At 59.1% G+C, this 19452-nt stretch carries 17 protein-coding genes; 1 reads left to right on the top strand and 16 read right to left on the bottom strand.

Annotation, left to right across the window (positions count from 1 at the left end; all coding sequences use genetic code 11):
- Nucleotides 1-68 precede the first annotated feature (68 nt).
- The 16 genes from dnaE to rpsB form a co-directional block, all read right to left on the bottom strand.
- A complete protein-coding gene (gene dnaE / locus KVG87_RS22285) occupies nucleotides 69-3590 on the bottom strand; it encodes a DNA polymerase III subunit alpha (protein WP_076566131.1) in 3522 nt (1173 codons plus the stop codon).
- Nucleotides 3591-3666: 76 nt separating this feature from the next.
- The gene (gene rnhB, locus KVG87_RS22290) at nucleotides 3667-4293 is read right to left on the bottom strand and encodes a ribonuclease HII (protein WP_016771466.1); all 627 of its coding nucleotides are present in this window, start codon (nucleotides 4291-4293) and stop codon (nucleotides 3667-3669) included.
- A gap of 11 nt (nucleotides 4294-4304) precedes the next feature.
- Nucleotides 4305-5435 carry a lipid-A-disaccharide synthase gene (lpxB, locus tag KVG87_RS22295; RefSeq protein ID WP_225930968.1) on the bottom strand — a complete coding sequence of 377 codons (1131 nt, stop codon included), beginning with the start codon at nucleotides 5433-5435 and terminating at the stop codon, nucleotides 4305-4307.
- 2 nt (nucleotides 5436-5437) lie between these two features.
- Nucleotides 5438-6214: an acyl-ACP--UDP-N-acetylglucosamine O-acyltransferase gene (gene lpxA, locus KVG87_RS22300; RefSeq protein WP_016771468.1), complete on the bottom strand. Its 777-nt coding sequence runs from the start codon at nucleotides 6212-6214 to the stop codon at nucleotides 5438-5440.
- Nucleotides 6211-6651: a 3-hydroxyacyl-ACP dehydratase FabZ gene (gene fabZ / locus KVG87_RS22305; RefSeq protein WP_016771469.1), complete on the bottom strand. Its 441-nt coding sequence runs from the start codon at nucleotides 6649-6651 to the stop codon at nucleotides 6211-6213. The genes lpxA and fabZ overlap by 4 nt, the downstream gene beginning before the upstream one ends.
- Nucleotides 6652-6757: 106 nt before the next feature.
- Nucleotides 6758-7813: a UDP-3-O-(3-hydroxymyristoyl)glucosamine N-acyltransferase gene (lpxD, locus tag KVG87_RS22310; RefSeq protein ID WP_056783213.1), complete on the bottom strand. Its 1056-nt coding sequence runs from the start codon at nucleotides 7811-7813 to the stop codon at nucleotides 6758-6760.
- A gap of 3 nt (nucleotides 7814-7816) precedes the next feature.
- Nucleotides 7817-8320, bottom strand: coding sequence for an OmpH/Skp family outer membrane protein (locus tag KVG87_RS22315; protein WP_003222140.1), 504 nt, complete (start codon nucleotides 8318-8320; stop codon nucleotides 7817-7819).
- A gap of 45 nt (nucleotides 8321-8365) precedes the next feature.
- Nucleotides 8366-10741: an outer membrane protein assembly factor BamA gene (bamA, locus tag KVG87_RS22320; RefSeq protein ID WP_041478127.1), complete on the bottom strand. Its 2376-nt coding sequence runs from the start codon at nucleotides 10739-10741 to the stop codon at nucleotides 8366-8368.
- A gap of 74 nt (nucleotides 10742-10815) precedes the next feature.
- Nucleotides 10816-12168, bottom strand: coding sequence for a sigma E protease regulator RseP (gene rseP, locus KVG87_RS22325; protein ID WP_056783211.1), 1353 nt, complete (start codon nucleotides 12166-12168; stop codon nucleotides 10816-10818).
- A gap of 54 nt (nucleotides 12169-12222) precedes the next feature.
- Nucleotides 12223-13413, bottom strand: coding sequence for a 1-deoxy-D-xylulose-5-phosphate reductoisomerase (gene ispC, locus KVG87_RS22330; protein WP_217852627.1), 1191 nt, complete (start codon nucleotides 13411-13413; stop codon nucleotides 12223-12225).
- Nucleotides 13410-14216, bottom strand: coding sequence for a phosphatidate cytidylyltransferase (locus tag KVG87_RS22335; RefSeq protein WP_016771474.1), 807 nt, complete (start codon nucleotides 14214-14216; stop codon nucleotides 13410-13412). The genes ispC and KVG87_RS22335 overlap by 4 nt, the downstream gene beginning before the upstream one ends.
- Nucleotides 14216-14971 (bottom strand): polyprenyl diphosphate synthase, encoded by a 756-nt coding sequence (gene uppS / locus KVG87_RS22340; protein WP_016771475.1) that lies wholly within the window; start codon nucleotides 14969-14971, stop codon nucleotides 14216-14218. Before uppS ends, KVG87_RS22335 begins: the two co-directional genes overlap by 1 nt.
- 14 nt (nucleotides 14972-14985) lie before the next feature.
- Complete coding sequence (gene frr, locus KVG87_RS22345) at nucleotides 14986-15543, bottom strand: ribosome recycling factor (RefSeq protein WP_007954771.1); 558 nt, start codon at nucleotides 15541-15543, stop codon at nucleotides 14986-14988.
- Entirely contained in the window at nucleotides 15540-16283 is a 744-nt protein-coding gene (gene pyrH, locus KVG87_RS22350; RefSeq protein ID WP_003222124.1) for a UMP kinase, read from the bottom strand. The genes frr and pyrH overlap by 4 nt, the downstream gene beginning before the upstream one ends.
- Before the next feature lie 209 nt (nucleotides 16284-16492).
- On the bottom strand, nucleotides 16493-17356 hold the full coding sequence (tsf, locus tag KVG87_RS22355) for a translation elongation factor Ts (protein WP_041478130.1): 864 nt from the start codon (nucleotides 17354-17356) through the stop codon (nucleotides 16493-16495).
- Nucleotides 17357-17547: 191 nt separating this feature from the next.
- Complete coding sequence (rpsB, locus tag KVG87_RS22360; protein WP_003222119.1) at nucleotides 17548-18285, bottom strand: 30S ribosomal protein S2; 738 nt, start codon at nucleotides 18283-18285, stop codon at nucleotides 17548-17550.
- Nucleotides 18286-18658: 373 nt separating this feature from the next.
- On the opposite strand from rpsB, the gene map reads away from it, so the two are divergent.
- Nucleotides 18659-19441, top strand: a complete 783-nt coding sequence (gene map, locus KVG87_RS22365; RefSeq protein WP_024011828.1) for a type I methionyl aminopeptidase — start codon at nucleotides 18659-18661, stop codon at nucleotides 19439-19441.
- Nucleotides 19442-19452: the final 11 nt, after the last annotated feature.

Genomic DNA, 19452 nt, shown 5'->3' on the forward strand with positions numbered 1-19452 from the left:
GGAGAGGCGCGCTGAGGTCGAGATTAAAAATTCAGGTTGCGGGCAAGCGCCATGATGGCACTTGCCGGTCAACGGTATTGGAGGAAGACGTTGTCTCGCCCGAACTGGTCACGCAGGGCTTGAATCAAGGTATCCGCCGGGTCGATCCGCCAAGTCTCGCCGAACTGCAGCAAGGTCTTCGCATCCGGGCTGGTGTACTCCATGGTCACCGGGCACGCGCCGCGATGACGCTTGAGCAGTTCGCCCAACCAGCGTAGCTGATCGCCTTTCAGATCCTGGGTGTGCAGCTTCAGGCGCAGGCTCTCGGCCAGATTGGTTCGCGCATCCTCCATGCTCATCACCCGCTTGACCCGCAGGCGCAGGCCGCCGGAGAAGTCGTCATTGCTGACCTCGCCTTCGACCACCACCATCGCGTCGGTCTGCAACAACGACTGCGCGGAGTGGAACGCATCGGCAAACAACGACGCCTCGATCCGCCCGGAGCGGTCGTCGAGGGTGATGAAACCCATCTTGTCGCCCTTCTTGTTCTTCATCACCCGCAGGGCAATGATCATCCCCGCCACCGTTTGCGTGTCGCGCGCCGGTTTCAGGTCGATGATGCGCTGACGGGCGAAACGGCGGATTTCGCCTTCGTATTCGTCGATCGGGTGACCGGTCAGGTACAGGCCCAGAGTGTCTTTTTCACCCTTGAGACGCTCCTTGAGGGTCAGCTCCTTGGCCTTGCGATGTGACGCGTAGACGTCGGCATCTTCTTCGACAAACAAGCCGCCAAACAGGTCGGCGTGGCCAGAGTCGTGAGTCCGCGCAGTCTGCTCGGCAGCCTTGATCGCCTCTTCCATCGCCGCCAGCAGTACCGCGCGGTTACGGTCGATGTTGGCTTGATAGGCCTTTTGTTCGTCGTGGAAATACGGGCCGAGGCGATCCAGCGCGCCGCTGCGAATCAAGCCATCAAGAGTTCGTTTGTTGATGCGCTTGAGGTCGACCCGCGCGCAGAAATCGAACAGATCCTTGAACGGACCGGCCTGTCGCGCTTCGGTGATCGCTTCCACCGGGCCTTCACCGACGCCCTTGATCGCGCCGAGGCCGTAAACGATGCGGCCGTCGTCGTTCACCGTGAACTTGAACTCCGAAGTGTTCACGTCCGGCGCGTCGAGGCGCAGCTTCATCGTCCGCACTTCCTCGATCAAGGTCACGACCTTGTCGGTGTTGTGCATATCCGCCGAAAGTACCGCGGCCATGAACGGCGCCGGGTAGTGAGCTTTCAGCCAAGCTGTCTGGTAGGACACCAGGCCGTAAGCGGCGGAGTGGGATTTGTTGAAGCCGTAACCGGCGAATTTCTCCACCAGGTCGAAAATGTTACCGGCCAGATCCGCGTCGATGCCGTTGGTTGCGCAACCCTCAATGAAACCGCCGCGCTGCTTGGCCATTTCTTCGGGCTTTTTCTTACCCATCGCTCGACGCAGCATGTCCGCACCGCCGAGGGTGTAACCGGCCATGACCTGGGCAATCTGCATCACCTGTTCCTGATACAGGATGATGCCGTAAGTCGGCGCCAGTACCGGCTTGAGGCCGTCATATTGGTAGTCCGAGTGCGGATAGGCCAGTTCGGCGCGACCGTGCTTACGGTTGATGAAGTCGTCCACCATGCCCGATTGCAGCGGACCGGGACGGAACAGTGCAACGAGTGCGATCAAGTCTTCCAGGCAGTCGGGCTTGAGCTTTTTGATCAGCTCTTTCATGCCCCGGGATTCAAGCTGGAACACCGCCGTGGTTTCGGCTTTTTGCAGCAACTGGTAGGTCGGCTTATCGTCGAGCGGGATAAAGGCGATATCCAGCGGCGGCTCGTTGACCTTGGCGCGGTCACGGTTGATGGTCTTGAGCGCCCAGTCGATGATCGTCAGGGTACGCAGGCCGAGGAAGTCGAACTTCACCAGACCGGCGGCCTCAACGTCGTCCTTGTCGAACTGGGTCACCAGACCGTCACCGGCCTCGTCGCAATAGATCGGCGAGAAATCGGTCAATTTGGTCGGTGCGATCACCACACCACCGGCGTGTTTACCGACGTTACGCACCACGCCCTCAAGCTTGCGCGCCATCTCCCAGATTTCCGCCGCTTCTTCATCGACCTTGATGAAGTCGCGCAGGATTTCTTCCTGTTCGTAGGCTTTTTCCAGGGTCATGCCGACTTCGAACGGTATCATCTTCGACAGACGATCCGCCAGGCCGTAGGACTTGCCCTGCACCCGCGCCACGTCACGGACCACAGCCTTGGCGGCCATGGAACCGAAGGTGATGATCTGGCTCACCGCGTTGCGGCCGTACTTCTCGGCCACGTAATCGATCACCCGGTCACGACCGTCCATGCAGAAGTCGACGTCGAAGTCGGGCATCGAGACCCGTTCCGGGTTGAGGAAACGTTCGAACAGCAGGTCATATTCCAGCGGGTCGAGGTCGGTGATCTTCTGTACGTAAGCCACCAGCGAACCGGCACCCGACCCACGGCCCGGACCTACCGGCACGCCGTTGTTCTTGGCCCACTGGATAAAGTCCATCACGATCAGGAAGTAACCGGGGAAGCCCATCTGGATGATGATATCCAGCTCGAAATTCAAGCGGTCGACGTAGACCTGACGCTTGGCTTCGTAGTCTTCGGTAGTGTCCTTGGGCAGCAGCACCGCCAGGCGTTCTTCGAGCCCTTCGAAGGAGACCTTGCGGAAATATTCGTCGATGGTCATGCCATCGGGAATCGGGAAGTTGGGCAGGAAGTGCGTGCCCAGCTTCACTTCGATGTTGCAGCGCTTGGCGATCTCGACGGTGTTTTCGATGGCGTCGGGGATATCGCTGAACAGCTCGAGCATTTCCTCGGCGCTTTTCAGGTATTGCTGATCGCTGTAATTCTTCGAACGACGCGGGTCATCGAGGGCGCGGCCTTCACCGATGCACACACGGGTTTCGTGGGCGGCGAAGTCTTCCTGCTTGATGAAGCGCACATCGTTGGTCGCCACCAGCGGCGCGCCAAGCTTGTCGGCCAGCGCCACGGCGCCGTGCAGTTGTTCTTCGTCGTTAGGACGGTTGGTGCGCTGGATTTCCAGATAGAAACGATCCGGGAACACCGCCATCCACTCGCGTGCCAGCGCTTCTGCTTCCGCCGGGTTGCCGCCGATCATGGCCATGCCGATCTCGCCTTCTTTGGCGGCGGACAGCATGATCAAACCTTCGCTGGCCTCGGCCACCCACTCGCGCTCGACGATGACCATGCCGTTGCGCTGGCCTTCGATGAAGCCACGCGAGATCAATTCGGTGAGATTGCGATAACCCTGAGCGTTCATCACCAGCAGGCTGAGGCGGCTCAGCGGTGCATCCGGGTCCTTGTTCGCCAGCCACAGGTCGGCGCCGCAGATCGGCTTGATGCCGGCGCCCATGGCGTTTTTATAGAACTTGACCAGGGAACACATGTTGTTCTGGTCGGTGACCGCGACCGCCGGCATGTTCATGGCGGTCAGCGCTTTGACCAGCGGCTTGATCCGCACCAGCCCGTCGACCAGGGAGTATTCAGTGTGCAGGCGTAGATGAACGAATGAAGCCGGCATAGTGATCCTGTCCAGTTACATAGAGACAACGAGGCCCGGATTGTACCGGGCCTCGAATAAAACATCAGCCTTGCGCCTAAACCTGCGTCAGGCTTTCCCGCGCCTCGTAAGCCAGGCGTACCGGGGCGAACGAGCGGCGGTGAATCGGCGTCGGGCCGAGCCGCGCCAGCGCTTCCAGATGAACGGGCGTCGGATAGCCTTTGTGGCCACCGATGCCGTAGCCAGGGTAGATCAATTCGAATGCCGCCATCTCGCGGTCACGGCTGACCTTGGCCAGAATCGACGCCGCCGCGATCGCCGGCACCTTGCCGTCGCCCTGAATCACCGCCTCGGCACGCATCGGCAGATGCGGGCAGCGGTTACCGTCGATCATCGCCAGCTTCGGCTGAATATGCAGACCGGCAACCGCGCGCTGCATGGCCAGCATGGTCGCGTGGAGGATATTCAGATCGTCGATTTCTTCGACTTCGGCACGCGCGATGCACCAGCTCAGGGCCTTTTCGCAGATCTCGTCATAGAGCTTTTCGCGCTTGGCTTCGGTGAGTTTTTTCGAATCGTCGAGGCCGAGGATCGGCCGGTTCGGATCGAGAATCACTGCCGCCGTCACCACCGCACCGCACAACGGACCACGACCGACTTCATCAACACCGGCGACCAGTTCTTCGACTTCGGCTACCAGAGTGAAATCCAGGCCCATTTGCATGCTTGTCTTGCTCATTGTGGTTTGCCGATCAGGTCAAGGACGGCTTGCGCCGCCTGATTGGAAGCATCGCGCCGCAGCGTGCGGTGGATCTCGTCGAAGCCGCGGGTCTGTTCCTCGCCGCCATCGATCAAGGGCGACAGCGTCTGCGCCAACGCCTCGACAGTCGCATCATCCTGCAACAACTCCGGCACCAGCAAGCGCTGAGCGAGCAAGTTGGGCAGCGACACGTACGGGCTCTTGACCATGCGTTTGAGAATCCAGAACGTCAGCGGCGCCAACCGATACGCCACCACCATCGGCCGCTTGTACAGCAGCGCTTCAAGGGTAGCAGTGCCGGAGGCGATCAACACGGCATTGCAGGCGGCGAGGGCCAAGTGGGATTTACCGTCGAGCAAGGTTACCGGCAAATCCCGGCCAGCAAGCAAGGCCTCGAGTTGCACCCGGCGTTCCGGGTTTGCACAAGGCATGACAAAGCGCACGCCCGGACGGATGCCGCGCAGACGTTCGGCGGTGTCGAGGAACAGCGCACCGAGGCGACTGACTTCCCCGCCACGGCTGCCCGGCATCAACGCCACCAGCGGACCGTCGGCCAAGCCCAGTTCGGTGCGCGCAGCGGCGCGGTCGGCTTCGAGCGGAATGGTATCGGCCAAGGTGTGACCGACGAAACGCACCGGCACGCCTTTCTCTTCGTAGAATTTCGCCTCGAACGGCAACAGGGTCAGCATCAGATCGCAGCCTTCGCGGATCTTCAGCACCCGCTTCTGCCGCCACGCCCATACCGACGGGCTGACGTAATGCACGGTCTTGATCCCGGCCTGACGCAGCTTGAGTTCGATATTGAGGTTGAAATCCGGCGCATCGATGCCGATGAACACGTCCGGCTTGGCGGCGATCAGTGTGGCAATCAGCTCTTTGCGGCGCTTGAGCAATTCACGCAGCCGACCGAGGACCTCCACCAGCCCCATGACCGACAAGCGCTCCATGGGAAAGTACGAGGTCAGGCCTTCGGCCTGCATCAACGGACCGCCGACGCCGATGAACTCGACTGCCGGGTGCTGTGCCTTGAGCGCGCGCATGAGGCCGGCGCCGAGAATGTCACCGGAAGCCTCACCCGCCACCAGCGCGATACGCAGACTGGCCATGATCAGCGGGTGATGCCGCGAGTCGACGCCTGGATCGAATCGCGGAACACGGCGACTTCAGGGAACTGCGCAGACGGTTCTGCCAGCTCTGCCAGCGCCTGCTCGACCGTCAGGCCTTGGCGGTAGACAGTCTTGTAGGCGCGGCGCAGCGCATGAATCGCGTCTTCGCTGAAACCGCGACGGCGCATGCCTTCGAAGTTCATGCTGCGCGCTTCGGCGGGGTTGCCGAACACGGTGACGAACGCCGGTACGTCCTTGCCGATCGCCGTGCCCATGCCGGAAAAGCTGTGGGCGCCGATGTGGCAGTACTGATGCACCAGGGTAAAACCGGAGAGGATCGCCCAGTCGTCAACGTGTACATGCCCGGCCAACGCAGTGTTGTTGACCAGAATGCAGTGGTTGCCGATGACGCTGTCATGGCCGATGTGGGCATAGGCCATGATCAGGTTGTGATCACCCAGGGTGGTTTCCGAACGGTCCTGAACGGTGCCACGGTGAATCGTCACGCCTTCGCGGATGACGTTGTGGTCACCGATCACCAGACGGGTTTCCTCGCCTTTGTACTTCAGATCCGGGGTGTCTTCGCCTACCGAAGAAAACTGGTAGATGCGATTGTGCTTACCAATGCGGGTCGGCCCCTTGAGGATCACATGCGGCCCGATCACGGTACCCTCGCCGATTTCCACACCTGCGCCGATGATCGACCACGGGCCGACCTCGACGCCGTCAGCCAGAACGGCGGACGGATCGATGATTGCGCGAGGGTCAATCAAACTCATACTTTTTGTTCCGCGCAGATGATCTCTGCCGAGCACACCGGCTTGCCGTCTACCGAAGCCTGGCACTCGAACTTCCAGATCTTGCGCTTGCAACTGATGAAGGTCGCTTCAAGGATCAACTGGTCGCCCGGCTTGACTGGCTGGCGGAAGCGCAGCTTGTCGGAACCGACGAAGTAATACAGGGTGCCGTCGGCCGGTTTGACGTCGAGCATCTTGAAACCGAGGATCCCGGCAGCCTGAGCCATCGCTTCGATGATCAGCACGCCCGGCATGATTGGATGCGCAGGGAAGTGACCATTGAAGAACGGTTCATTGATGCTGACATTCTTGTAGGCGCGAATTCGCTTGCCTTCAGTGTCCAGTTCCACCACCCGGTCCACCAGCAGGAACGGGTAACGGTGAGGCAGGTATTCGCGAATCTCGTTGATGTCCATCATTTCAGGGGAAAGCCTATGTAAAGATTGGGAGCGCGACTGACGCGCACTCCTCTAGCAAATCAAGGAGGCAGTCCAGAGGCTGTGCACACTTGATATGGAAATGGTATCAGCCATCAGATGAAGCATTACCGTCAGGGGTCACTTCCCCAACGCGCTTTTCCAGCTGTTTCAACCGTCGCGCGATGTCATCGAGCTGACGGATGCGGGCCGCGCTTTTGCGCCATTCGGCCGCCGGTTGCATGGCTGTGCCGGAAGAATAGGCGCCTGGCTCGGTAATCGAGTGAGTCACCATAGTCATCCCGGTCAGGAAAACGTTGTCGCAAATATCAATGTGGCCGACCAGACCTACACCGCCAGCGAGCATGCAGTGCTTGCCAATCTTGGTGCTGCCGGAAATGCCGACGCACGCAGCCATGGCGGTGTGATCACCGACCTGGACGTTGTGCGCGATCTGAATCTGGTTGTCGAGCTTCACGCCATTGCCAATCACGGTATCGGCCAGAGCGCCGCGGTCGATGGCGGTGTTCACGCCGATCTCGACATCGTCGCCGATGGTCACGCCACCGATCTGGGCGATTTTCTGCCAGACACCTTTTTCGTTGGCGAAGCCGAAGCCCTCACCGCCGATCACTGCGCCGGACTGAATAACCACACGCTTGCCGATGCGCACATCGTGATAGAGCGTGACGCGCGGAGCCAGCCAGCCGCCTTCACCGATTTCGCTGCGCGCGCCGACTACGCAATGCGCGCCCAGCGTGACCTGTGCAGCGATGCGTGCACCGGCTTCGATCACCACGAACGGACCGATGCTGGCACTTGGATCAACCACTGCGTCCGCCGCGATCACCGCTGTCGGATGAATCCCGCCAGCCGCTTTTGGCTTTGGATCGAACAGATGCGAGATGCGTGCATAGGCCAGGTAAGGGTCCGGCACCACCAGGGCATTACCGGCAAAACCCTCAGCGTCGGCTTCCTTGAGCAGCAGTGCAGCTGCTTGAGAACCGGCCAGGTATTTGCGGTATTGGGGATTTGCCAGAAAGCTCAACTGAGCTGGGCCAGCCTCTTGCAAAGTGGCTAGCCCAGTAATTTGCGTCTCGGGGTCGCCACGCAGGGTGGCGCCGAGGTGCTCGGCCAACTGGCCGAGCCTGATAGTCACGGTCATGGGTTACTTCAGCTGATTCATGCGCTCGATAACCTGGCGCGTGATGTCGTACTGAGGTTTGACATCGATGACTGCGCCACGCTCGAACACCAGGTCAAAACCACCTTTCTTGATGACTTCTTCCACGGCACTGTCCAGTTTCGGCTTCAGTTGCTTGAGCATTTCACGGTCGGCAACGGCTTTGGCTTCATTCAGTTCCTTGGACTGGAACTGGAAGTCACGGGCCTTTTGCTTGAATTCCAGCTCCAGACGCTCACGCTCGCCCTGCTGCATTTTGTCGCCGCCGGCCATCAGACGGTCCTGAATGCCTTTGGCGCTGCTTTCCAGGGTTTTCAGCTTGGTCAGTTGCGGACCGAACTTCTTCTCTGCATCCACCGCGTACTTCTTCGCCGCGTCGGATTCCAGCAGAGCCATCTGATAGTTCAGCACGGCAATTTTCATGTCGGCGAACGCCGGGCCTGCCACCAGTACGGAGGCCAGGAGAACCAATTGAGTCAACTTACGCACGATGCACTCCTACAAAATCCATTGTCGTTATCTTGGGTCAGACGCTTAGAACGTCTGGCCGAGGGAGAATTGGAACACTTGAGTTTCAGCGTCATCCGGTTTCTTGATCGGCATCGCCAGGGCGAAGCTCAACGGCCCCAGTGCGGTGACCCAGGTCACGCCGACACCGACGGAACTGGCCATGTTGCTCAGGCTGATGTCGTTGCACTTGGTGTTGGACGACGAACCATTGGCGTTCGTAGTGTCCTTGCACTGCGAGTCAAACACGTTACCGACATCCCAGAAGACCGAAGTACGCAGGGAACGCTGATCCTTGACGAATGGCAGCGGGAACAGAACTTCTACACCACCCTGGATCAGGACGTTACCACCGAACGGCAGCGGATCCTGGTCCGGGTCAGCGATAGTGCCAGGGTTGTTACCACGGCTCGGCGTACTGCGCGGGCCGAGGGTGCTGTCCTTGAAGCCACGAACCGAGTTGAAACCACCGGCATAGTAGTTTTCATAGAACGGCAGACCATCGGTCGAACCGTAACCATCGCCATAACCGAGTTCGGAGTGCAGGCGCAGTGTGTAGTTTTCGGTGATCGGCTGGAACAGCTGACCACGGTAGTCAAGTTTGAAGAACGACAGGTCGCTGCCAGGAATGGTGGTTTCCAGGGTCAGGCTCTGGGAACGACCACGGGTCGGCAACACGCCTTTGTTCAGGGTCGACTCGGACCAACCGGCCGAGGCCTTGAAGTTCAGGTAGTTGTCGCCTTCCTTCTCGACGAAATCGAAAATCTCGTCAACGGTATAGCGACCGGTGTTGATCTTGTCCTGCTGGGCAGACAGACCGAACGTCAGACGCGAAGTCTCACTGATCGGGTAGCCGACGTTCACGCCCGCACCGAGGCTGTCTACCGCATAGCTGGAAATATCGGCATCGAGTTCATCGTAGTCGGTGGTGCGATAGAACGCGTTGTAACCCAGGCTCACGCCGTCGGCGGTCCAGTAGGGGTCAACGTAGCCGAAGTTGTAGCGGCTCTGGTATTCGCTGCGGGTCAGGCCGATGCTGACGCGGTTACCGGTACCGAGGAAGTTGTTCTGGGTAATCGAACCACCAAGGATCAGACCGGCGCTCTGGGCGAAACCGACGCTGGCGGTGATCGAACCGGAAGCCTGCTCTTCAACGGCGTAGTTCACATCGACCTGGTCGTCGACACCTGGCACGGCCGGAGTTTCAACGTTGACTTCCTTGAAGAAGCCCAGGCGCTCCAGACGGGTCTTGGACTGGTCGATCAGGTAGGTCGAAGCCCAGCCACCTTCCATCTGACGCATTTCACGACGCAGCACTTCGTCCTCGGACTTGGTGTTGCCACGGAAATTGATGCGGTTTACGTAGGCACGCTTGCCCGGATCGACAGCGAAGAGGATGTCCACAGTGTGGTCATCATCGTGCGGCTGAGGCACGCCGTTGACGTTGGCGAAGGTGTAGCCTTCGTTACCCAGACGACGGGTGATCAGCTCGGAGGTGGTGGTCATCAGCTTGCGCGAGAACACCTGGCCCTTCTGCACAAGCAACAGCGACTTGATCTGGTCTTCAGGGACTTTCAGGTCACCGCTGAGCTTGACGTCACGAACGGTGTACTTCTCGCCTTCGGTGACGTTGACAGTAATGTAGACGTGCTTCTTGTCCGGGGTAATCGATACCTGGGTCGAAGCGATGTCCATGTTGATATAGCCGCGGTCCAGATAGTAGGAACGCAGACGCTCCAGGTCACCGGAAAGTTTTTCACGGGCATATTTGTCATCGTTCTTGAAGAACGACAGCCAGTTGGTGGTTTTCAGTTCGAACAGGTCGGTCAGGTCTTCCTCAGGGAAAACCGTATTGCCTACCACGTTGATGTGCTGAATGGCGGCAACGGTACCTTCGTTGATCTTCACCTTCAGACCCACGCGGTTACGCGGCTGCGAAACCACTTCGGTGTCAACGGTTGCCGAGTAGCGACCCTGGGCGACGTACTGACGTTGCAGTTCGTTACGCACACCCTCGAGGGTGGCGCGCTGGAAGATTTCGCCTTCGGCCAGACCGGATTGCTTGAGGCCTTTCATCAGGTCTTCAGTGGAAATCGCCTTGTTGCCTTCGATTTCGATACTGGCGACCGATGGACGCTCGACCACGGTGATGACCAGAACGTTGCCTTCGCGGCCCAGCTGGATATCTTGAAAGAAACCGGTTTTGAACAACGCACGAGTGGATTCCACCAGGCGACGATCATCCGCCTGCTCGCCGACGTTCAACGGCAAGGCACCAAAGACGCTACCCGCGGAGACCCGCTGGAGGCCATTGACGCGAATATCAGAGATAGTGAAGGACTCGGCGTGAACTTCGGCGATCATCAATACGGTGAGAACCGCAGTTAGCAGCAGACGTTTCATGAAGTCCTTTCTTATTCCAACTGGCAATAAACAAACTGCCGCAAAATGCGGCAGATTCGCAATTCAGCGAAGCGTTACAGTCGACCCAGATCGTTGACCAGAGCAAGCAACATCACCCCGACCACCAAACTGATACCGATCTGTATCCCCCAACCTTGCACCCGATCCGACAAGGGGCGACCACGCACCCACTCGATCAGATAAAACAACAAATGCCCCCCATCCAGTACAGGAATGGGCAGCAAATTCAGAACGCCCAGGCTAATACTCAGATAAGCAAGGAAATTCAGGAAATCAGCGACGCCCGACTGGGCAGAAGCGCCCGCCACTTTAGCAATGGTTATCGGTCCACTCAAGTTTTTTACCGAGAGCTCGCCGAACAGCATTTTCTTCAGTGAATCCAGCGTCAGAATGCTCATGGTCCAAGTGCGACGGGCACCCTCGCCAATCGCGGCCAGCGGGCCATAGCTGACTTCGCGGATCATTTCCGGTGGCCAGTCGATGGCTTTGACGCCAGCGCCCAGATAACCGCTTGGCGATTTGCTTTCACCGCGCGCCGCCAAGGTCACAGGGACGTCGATTTGAGCATTGTCGCGCTCGATGCGCAGCATGATTTTGGTATCAGGACGCGTACGAACGGTATCAACCACCTGCTGCCAGTCACTCAGCGGCTGACCATCAAGAGCCAGCAAGCGATCGCCGGTTTTCAGCCCGGCGGCCTGGGCCGGACCTTTCGGGTCCAGCTCGGCAAGCACCGGCGGCAAGGCCGGACGCCAAGGACGAATGCCCAGCGAGCGGATCGGATCCGGCTCGTCGGCACCTTTTAGCCAGTTATCCAGTGCCAGCGTGCGGGGCGACTCAGCGGTCGAGCCCTGCTCGCGCACCAGCAATTGAATCGCACCGCTTTCACCGAGACGACGCACCAGTTGCAGATTGACCGCAGCCCAACCGGACGTTGGCTCGCCATCGATCGAGACGATCTCCTGACCCGCGTTCAGACCAGCCTTGGCGGCAATGCTGCCAGACTCGACCGCGCCGATGACCGGACGCACCTGCTCGCTGCCGAGCATCGCCAGCACCCAGAAAAACACCAGCGCCAGCAGGAAGTTGGCAATCGGGCCGGCGGCAACAATAGCAATGCGCTGACGTACCGATTTGCGATTGAACGACTGATCAAGCTGATCGACCGGCACTTCGCCTTCGCGCTCGTCGAGCATCTTGACGTAGCCGCCCAGCGGAATCGCGGCGACCACGAACTCAGTGCCTTGCTTGTCATGCCAGCGCAGCAGCGGCATGCCAAAGCCCACGGAGAAACGCAGAACCTTGACGCCACAGCGACGCGCGACCCAGAAGTGGCCGAATTCGTGGAAGGTGACCAGCACACCCAGGGCGATCAGGGTGCCGGCAATCATATAGAGCGCGCTCATCTACTTTCTCCGCAATCCTGTTCAGTGTCGCGTGTCGCCGTTGTGTTGCAAAAACTATCGGCCGTGCCGACTCAACCATTGCTCGGCCAGCAATCGCGCTTTCGCGTCCGCCGTAAATACGGCATCCAGATCGTTCAGCGCCACCACCGGCTCCAGATTCAAGACTTCCTCGATGATACTCGCGATTTCCAGGTAGCGAACCCGTCCGTCGAGAAACGCTGCAACCGCCACTTCATTGGCCGCGTTAAGCATCGCCGGCGCGCTGTCGCCAGCTTCGGCCGCCTGACGGGCCAAACGCAGGCAGGGGAAACGGCTTTCATCGGGCGCTTCGAAATCCAGTCGTGCAATGGCGAACAGATCCAGTGGCGCTACGCCGGAATCGATACGCTCCGGCCAGGCCAGGGCATTGGCGATCGGGGTGCGCATGTCGGGGTTGCCCAATTGCGCCAGCACCGAGCCATCGACGTAATCCACCAGAGAATGGATCACGCTCTGCGGATGGATCACTACTTCGACCTGAGCCGGCCTGGCATCGAACAACCAGCAGGCTTCGATCAGTTCCAGGCCCTTGTTCATCATGCTCGCTGAATCCACGGAGATCTTGCGCCCCATGGACCAGTTCGGATGTGCACACGCCTGCTCAGGCGAAACATTCGCCAGCTCGGACATCGGTGTCTGCCGGAAAGGCCCGCCAGAGGCTGTCAGCAAAATCCGCCGCACACCCACCGAGCTCAAGCCGCGGGCGAAATCCGCTGGCATGCATTGAAAAATCGCATTGTGTTCGCTGTCGATCGGCAGCAGTACCGAACCGCTTTTGCGCACGGCCTGCATGAACAGAGCGCCGGACATCACCAGCGCTTCTTTATTGGCCAGCAGAATCTTCTTGCCCGCCTCGACCGCCGCCAGTGTCGGACGCAGCCCGGCCGCACCGACGATGGCCGCCATTACTGCATCGACTTCGGGCGCGGAGGCAACCTGACACAGGCCCTCCTCGCCTACCAGGACGCGAGTCGGCAAACCGGCTGCACGCAAGTCATCCTGCAAACCGCGCGCTGCGGCCACTTCAGGCACCACGGCAAACTGCGGCACATGACGCACGCACAACGCGAACAACTCAGTGAGGCGCGTGAAACCACTCAATGCGAAAACCTGATAACGCTCAGGATGACGCGCAATCACATCAAGGGTGCTCAGACCGATCGAACCGGTCGCACCCAACACCGTAATCTGCTGGGGACGACTCACGGTGCGGCCATCCAGAGCAATACGGCGAACACCGGAATGGCCGCGGTCAGGCTGTCGATGCGATCCAGCACGCCACCATGCCCGGGCAGCAGATTACTGCTGTCCTTGATGCCGGATTGGCGCTTGAACATGCTTTCGGTAAGGTCACCGACCACGGAAATAAAGACGATCACTGCAGCGCCGATCAGGCCTTTGAGCAGCTCGGCCACGGTCCAGTCGCGCACCAGCCCGACAATCGCGGTAATCACCAGACTCAGCGCCAGACCACCGTACACGCCTTCCCAGCTCTTGCCCGGGCTGACCTGCGGCGCGAGCTTGCGCTTGCCGAACTTGCGCCCGGAAAAGTAAGCGCCGATGTCCGCGCCCCAGACCAACACCATCACCGCCATGATCAACCAGTTACCCAGCGGGTACTGCTTGATCTGCACCAGACCCTGCCACGCAGGTAGCAGGATCAGCAGACCAATCAGCAGTTTGGTCGCCGCTGTGGACCAGTGCGCGCTCGAGCGTGGATACGTCAGCACCAGATAAGTCGCAATCGCCCACCAGATTACCGATGCACCGAGCACCCAAGGCGCAAGCCCGGGCAGCACGTACATGACAAACAGCATCAAGGCGACCACGGCGGCAAAGCCGACGCGGAACGATTGTGCGGTGAAGCCGGCCAGACGCGCCCATTCCCACGCACCGAGACTGACTACCAGACCGATGAACAGCGCGAAGCCGGCACCTTTGAGCAGGAAAAACCCGCACAAGGCGATCGGCAGCAGGATCAGTGCAGTGATGATTCGTTGTTTAAGCATTAAACCCGGGCTCCAGCTTCGACCTGTTCGCTCGTTTTACCGAAGCGACGCTGGCGTGAAGCGAAATCGGCCAGCGCGGTGCGCATGGCGTCGTGTTTGAAGTCCGGCCAGAACAGGTCGGAGAAGTACAGCTCGGCGTAGGCCAGCTGCCACAGCAGGAAGTTGCTGATGCGATGCTCGCCACCGGTGCGGATGCACAGGTCAGGCAACGGCAGATCGCCGGTGGCCAGACAAGTCTGCAGCAGATCCGGGGTAATGTCCTCCGGGCGCAAGTGCCCGGCCTGGACTTCACGCGCCAGACGCTGCGCGGCCTGAGCGATATCCCACTGACCGCCATAGTTGGCGGCGATCTGCAGGACAAAGCGGTTGGCACCGACCGTCATGGCCTCGGCCTCGCGCATCGCCGCCTGAAGCTCAGGGTGGAAGCGCGAACGATCGCCAATGATGCGCAGGCTGATGTTGTTGTCGTTGAGACGCTTGGCCTCACGACGCAGCGCCTTGAAGAACAGATCCATCAAGGCACTGACTTCATCGGCCGGGCGCTGCCAGTTTTCACTGGAGAAGGCGAACAGGGTCAGGACTTCGACCTTGGCCTCAGCGCACACCTCGATCACCGCCCGCACAGCATCCACGCCCGCTTTATGCCCGGCGACACCCGGCATAAAGCGTTTTTTCGCCCAGCGATTATTGCCATCCATGATGATCGCGACATGGCGCGGCACCGCGGACGGCGCAGTCTGCTTGGTCTTGTCCATTTAAAGCTCGACCCTTATACGGCCATCAGGTCTTTTTCTTTCTCGTCCGTGGCCTTGGTGATCTGGGCCTCGGACTCTTTGGTCAGCTTGTCGATATCGGCGATGGCACGACGCTCTTCGTCTTCGCTGATTTCCTTGTCCTTGACCAGTTTTTTCAACTCGCCCAAGGCATCGCGACGGATGTTGCGCACGGCTACGCGCGCGTCTTCGGCTGCACTGCGGGCCTGCTTGGTGAAGCCTTTGCGCGTTTCTTCGGTAAGGGCAGGCATCGGGATCAACAGCAACTCGCCCAGATTGGTCGGGTTGAGGTTCAGACCGGCGCTCTGGATTGCCTTGTCGACGGCAGCGAGCATGTTGCGCTCGAAGGCCACGACCTGCAGGGTGCGCGAATCTTTCACGGTGACGTTGGCAACGCCGCTCAGCGGAGTGTCAGTGCCGTAGTAAGGCACCATGACGCTGCCGAGGATGCTCGGGTGAGCCTTGCCGGTACGAATCTGGCCGAACGCGTGGTTCAGAGATTCCAGGGATTTCTGCATACGCGCTTGGGCGTCTTTCTTGATTTCGTTGATCATTGTTGGCCTTCCTCGATCAAAGTCCCTTCAGCGCCGCCGTGCACGATGTTCAGCAGGGCGCCGGGCTTGTTCATGTTGAATACGCGCAGCGGCATCTTGTGATCGCGGCACAGGCAGATGGCAGTCAGATCCATTACGCCCAGCTTGCGATCCAGTACTTCATCATAAGTCAGATGATCGAACTTCTCGGCATGCGGGTCTTTGAACGGGTCTGCGGTGTACACGCCATCAACCTTGGTGGCCTTGAGCACAACGTCGGCGTCGATTTCGATTGCACGCAGGCAGGCTGCCGAATCCGTGGTGAAGAACGGATTGCCGGTACCGGCCGCGAAGATCACGACGTCTTTGGAGTTCAGGTGACGCATGGCTTTGCGGCGATCGTAGTGATCGGTCACACCGACCATGGAAATGGCCGACATGACGATGGCCGAGATATTGGCACGTTCCAGCGCATCGCGCATGGCCAGGGCGTTCATCACAGTGGCCAGCATGCCCATGTGGTCGCCCGTGACCCGATCCATCCCGGCCTTGCTCAGGGCCTCGCCACGGAACAGGTTGCCACCGCCGATCACCAGACCGACCTGGACGCCGATGCCGACCAGTTGGCCGACTTCCAGCGCCATGCGATCCAGTACCTTAGGATCGATCCCGAACTCTTCCGAGCCCATCAGGGCCTCGCCGCTAAGCTTGAGTAGAATGCGTTTATAGCGAGCCTGATAACCACTGCCCTGCTGAGCCATTGCGAATCTCTCCTGCGGCGTATTTAAAATTCTTTGCGAGCTGTTTACAGCTGGCGTTCACTCTAGCTTGGCGCTGCTGCAGCGCCATCGGAACATGGCTTTGTAAGTCAGTTCCGGGTGGAAACCAAATAAAAAATTGGTACCCCATCTGAAAAGAGGCTGCGCGCGTTAGCGGGCAGCCTCTTTCGGGCGACAGTTGAAAAACCGTCTTATTGCTTGGCGGCAGCCAGCTGGGCAGCAACTTCTTCAGCGAAGTTGTCGACCGGCTTCTCGATGCCTTCGCCTACTTTGAAGTAAGTGAAGGAAACGATTTCAGCGCCGGCTTTCTTGGCCAGCTCGCCAACCTTGACTTCAGGGTTCTTGACGAACGCCTGCTCGACCAGGCTCGCTTCTGCCAGGAACTTGCTGATACGGCCTTTGACCATGTTCTCAACAATGTTTTCTGGCTTGCCTTTGATCTTTTCTTCGTTCAGCTGCAGGAACACAGCTTTCTCACGCTCGATCGCTTCGTCGGAGACTTGCGAAGGCAGCAGGAACTCAGGGTTGCTTGCAGCAACGTGCATAGCGATGTCTTTGGCCAGCTCGACGTCACCGCCTTTCAGGACAACAGCAACACCGATCTTGTTACCGTGCAGGTAGGTGCCGACAACGTCACCTTCTACGCGTACCAGACGACGGATGTTGACGTTCTCGCCGACTTTGGCAACCAGCGCTTCACGAGCCGCTTCCTGAGCGGCGATCAGCGGAGCTGCGTCGGTCAGTTTTTCGTCGAAAGCTTTTTCTACGCTGGCAGCAACGAAGTTCTTGAAATCGTCTTGCAGGGCCAGGAAGTCGGTCTGCGAGTTGACTTCCAGCAGCACGGCTGCCTTGTCATTCGATTTGATGGCGATTGCGCCTTCAGCGGCAACGTTGCCAGCTTTTTTCGCAGCCTTGATGGCGCCCGAAGCACGCATGTCATCAATGGCTTTTTCGATGTCGCCGTCAGCCTTTTCCAGGGCTTTCTTGCAATCCATCATGCCTTCGCCGGTACGCTCGCGCAGTTCTTTGACCAACGCTGCAGTAATTGCTGCCATTTTCAAATTCCTCTTGGATAGGTTTTCAACCATTCCACCCGATCGAACGGGCGTTCAATTCTTCCCGAACCACCCATGTTGGCTGCCGCACATGACAAATACAGACGTGGGCGCCGACAAATGGTTTTCGAGGTGGCAAAAAGGGGGCCAAGCCCCCTTTTTGCTTACTGAGTCAACGCCAGGGGCGTCGATTACTCAGCTGCAGCCTGAGTTTCTTCAGCTGCGAATTCAACAGTACCGCCAGCAACGTTGTTGCGACCGCGGATAACTGCGTCAGCCATCGAACCCATGTACAGCTGGATAGCGCGGATGGCGTCATCGTTGCCTGGGATGATGTAGTCAACGCCTTCCGGGCTGCTGTTGGTATCGACAACGCCGATGACCGGGATGCCCAGCTTGTTGGCTTCGGTGATCGCGATGCGCTCGTGGTCAACGTCGATCACGAACAGTGCGTCTGGCAGACCGCCCATGTCCTTGATGCCGCCCAGCGAACGATCCAGCTTCTCAAGATCACGGGAGCGCATCAGCGCTTCTTTCTTGGTCAGCTTGGCGAAAGTACCGTCTTCGGCTTGAACTTCAAGGTCACGCAGACGCTTGATGGAAGCACGAATGGTCTTGAAGTTGGTCAGCATGCCGCCCAACCAGCGGTGATCGACGTACGGCGAACCGCAACGTGCTGCTTCTTCAGCAACGATCTTGCCAGCGGAACGCTTGGTGCCGACGAACAGAATCTTGTTTTTGCCCTGGGCCAGACGCTCTACGAAAGTCAGAGCTTCGTTGAACATTGGCAGGGTTTTTTCAAGGTTGATGATGTGAATCTTGTTACGCGCGCCGAAAATGTACTTGCCCATTTTCGGATTCCAGTAACGGGTTTGGTGACCGAAGTGCACACCGGCCTTCAGCATATCGCGCATGTTGACTTGGGACATGATAGTTCCTTGATAAGTCGGGTTTGGCCTCCACGTATCCCAATGACCAACCAGAGGCATAAAGCCCAAGGCACCCAGGTCATCGTGTCGACACGTGTGTGGATTTAAGCTTTTCGGGGCATCCCCGGAAAGCGGCGCATTTTATACCACAGGGTGCGCAGAAACGGAACCCGGAATCTGTATTCGCACCAGTGACATGGGCGCAGCCCCCTTGGAATCGGCTCGATGGGCACCATTGTATAGATAGAAGCTGGACATGCAGGCGCGGATTTGCGCCTCCCGTCTGGTAGAATCGCGTTTTTCAGGGTCGCAAAATGTCCGCTTGCCACCCAATTCGTATCCGTAAGCGCCGCCGAGCGCAGAGAGAGCCTGTATGACCGTCAACCTCAAAACCCCCGAGGACATCGCTGGCATGCGTGTCGCCGGCAAACTGGCCGCCGATGTGCTGGAAATGATTGCCGAACATGTCAAACCGGGCGTGACCACTGATCAGCTCAACCAGATCTGCCATGACTACATCGTCAACGTGCAGCAGGCCATCCCTGCCCCGCTCAACTACAAGGGCTACCCGAAGTCGATCTGCACTTCGATCAACCATGTGGTCTGCCACGGCATCCCGAACGACAAACCGCTGAAAAACGGCGACACCCTGAACATCGACGTCACGGTGATCAAGGACGGCTACCACGGCGATACCAGCCGCATGTTCCACGTCGGCGAGGTACCGGTCTGGGCCGAGCGCCTGTCGCAGGTCACCCAGGAATGCATGTACAAGGCGATCGAGATCGTCAAGCCCGGCTGCCGCCTCGGCGACATCGGCGAAGTAATCCAGAAGCACGCGGAAAAGAACGGTTTCTCAGTGGTGCGCGAGTTCTGCGGCCACGGCATCGGCAAGGTCTTCCACGAAGAACCGCAGATCCTGCACTACGGTCGCGCCGGCACCGGCATGGAACTGAAGGCTGGCATGACCTTCACCATCGAGCCGATGATCAACCAGGGCAAGGCCGACACCAAGGTGCTCGGCGACGGCTGGACCGCGATCACCAAGGACCGCAAGCTGTCGGCACAGTGGGAACACACCCTGCTGGTCACCGACACCGGCTACGAGATTTTCACTTTGCGCAGCGATGACACCATCCCGCGTATCTCGGCCTGACACCCAGAACG

The sequence above is a fragment of the Pseudomonas siliginis genome, assembly GCF_019145195.1.
GTDB lineage: Bacteria > Pseudomonadota > Gammaproteobacteria > Pseudomonadales > Pseudomonadaceae > Aquipseudomonas > Aquipseudomonas siliginis.

What these genes read in the sequence shown, in the direction of transcription:
- dnaE (WP_076566131.1), bottom strand. Translation starts at nt 3,590, where the DNA reads ATGCCGGCTTCATTCGTTCATCTACGCCTGCACACTGAATACTCCCTG.
- rnhB (WP_016771466.1), bottom strand. Translation starts at nt 4,293, where the DNA reads ATGCAAATGGGCCTGGATTTCACTCTGGTAGCCGAAGTCGAAGAACTG.
- lpxB (WP_225930968.1), bottom strand. Translation starts at nt 5,435, where the DNA reads ATGGCCAGTCTGCGTATCGCGCTGGTGGCGGGTGAGGCTTCCGGTGAC.
- lpxA (WP_016771468.1), bottom strand. Translation starts at nt 6,214, where the DNA reads ATGAGTTTGATTGACCCTCGCGCAATCATCGATCCGTCCGCCGTTCTG.
- fabZ (WP_016771469.1), bottom strand. Translation starts at nt 6,651, where the DNA reads ATGATGGACATCAACGAGATTCGCGAATACCTGCCTCACCGTTACCCG.
- lpxD (WP_056783213.1), bottom strand. Translation starts at nt 7,813, where the DNA reads ATGACCGTGACTATCAGGCTCGGCCAGTTGGCCGAGCACCTCGGCGCC.
- bamA (WP_041478127.1), bottom strand. Translation starts at nt 10,741, where the DNA reads ATGAAACGTCTGCTGCTAACTGCGGTTCTCACCGTATTGATGATCGCC.
- rseP (WP_056783211.1), bottom strand. Translation starts at nt 12,168, where the DNA reads ATGAGCGCGCTCTATATGATTGCCGGCACCCTGATCGCCCTGGGTGTG.
- KVG87_RS22335 (WP_016771474.1), bottom strand. Translation starts at nt 14,216, where the DNA reads ATGCTTAAACAACGAATCATCACTGCACTGATCCTGCTGCCGATCGCC.
- uppS (WP_016771475.1), bottom strand. Translation starts at nt 14,971, where the DNA reads ATGGACAAGACCAAGCAGACTGCGCCGTCCGCGGTGCCGCGCCATGTC.
- frr (WP_007954771.1), bottom strand. Translation starts at nt 15,543, where the DNA reads ATGATCAACGAAATCAAGAAAGACGCCCAAGCGCGTATGCAGAAATCC.
- pyrH (WP_003222124.1), bottom strand. Translation starts at nt 16,283, where the DNA reads ATGGCTCAGCAGGGCAGTGGTTATCAGGCTCGCTATAAACGCATTCTA.
- tsf (WP_041478130.1), bottom strand. Translation starts at nt 17,356, where the DNA reads ATGGCAGCAATTACTGCAGCGTTGGTCAAAGAACTGCGCGAGCGTACC.
- rpsB (WP_003222119.1), bottom strand. Translation starts at nt 18,285, where the DNA reads ATGTCCCAAGTCAACATGCGCGATATGCTGAAGGCCGGTGTGCACTTC.
- map (WP_024011828.1), top strand. Translation starts at nt 18,659, where the DNA reads ATGACCGTCAACCTCAAAACCCCCGAGGACATCGCTGGCATGCGTGTC.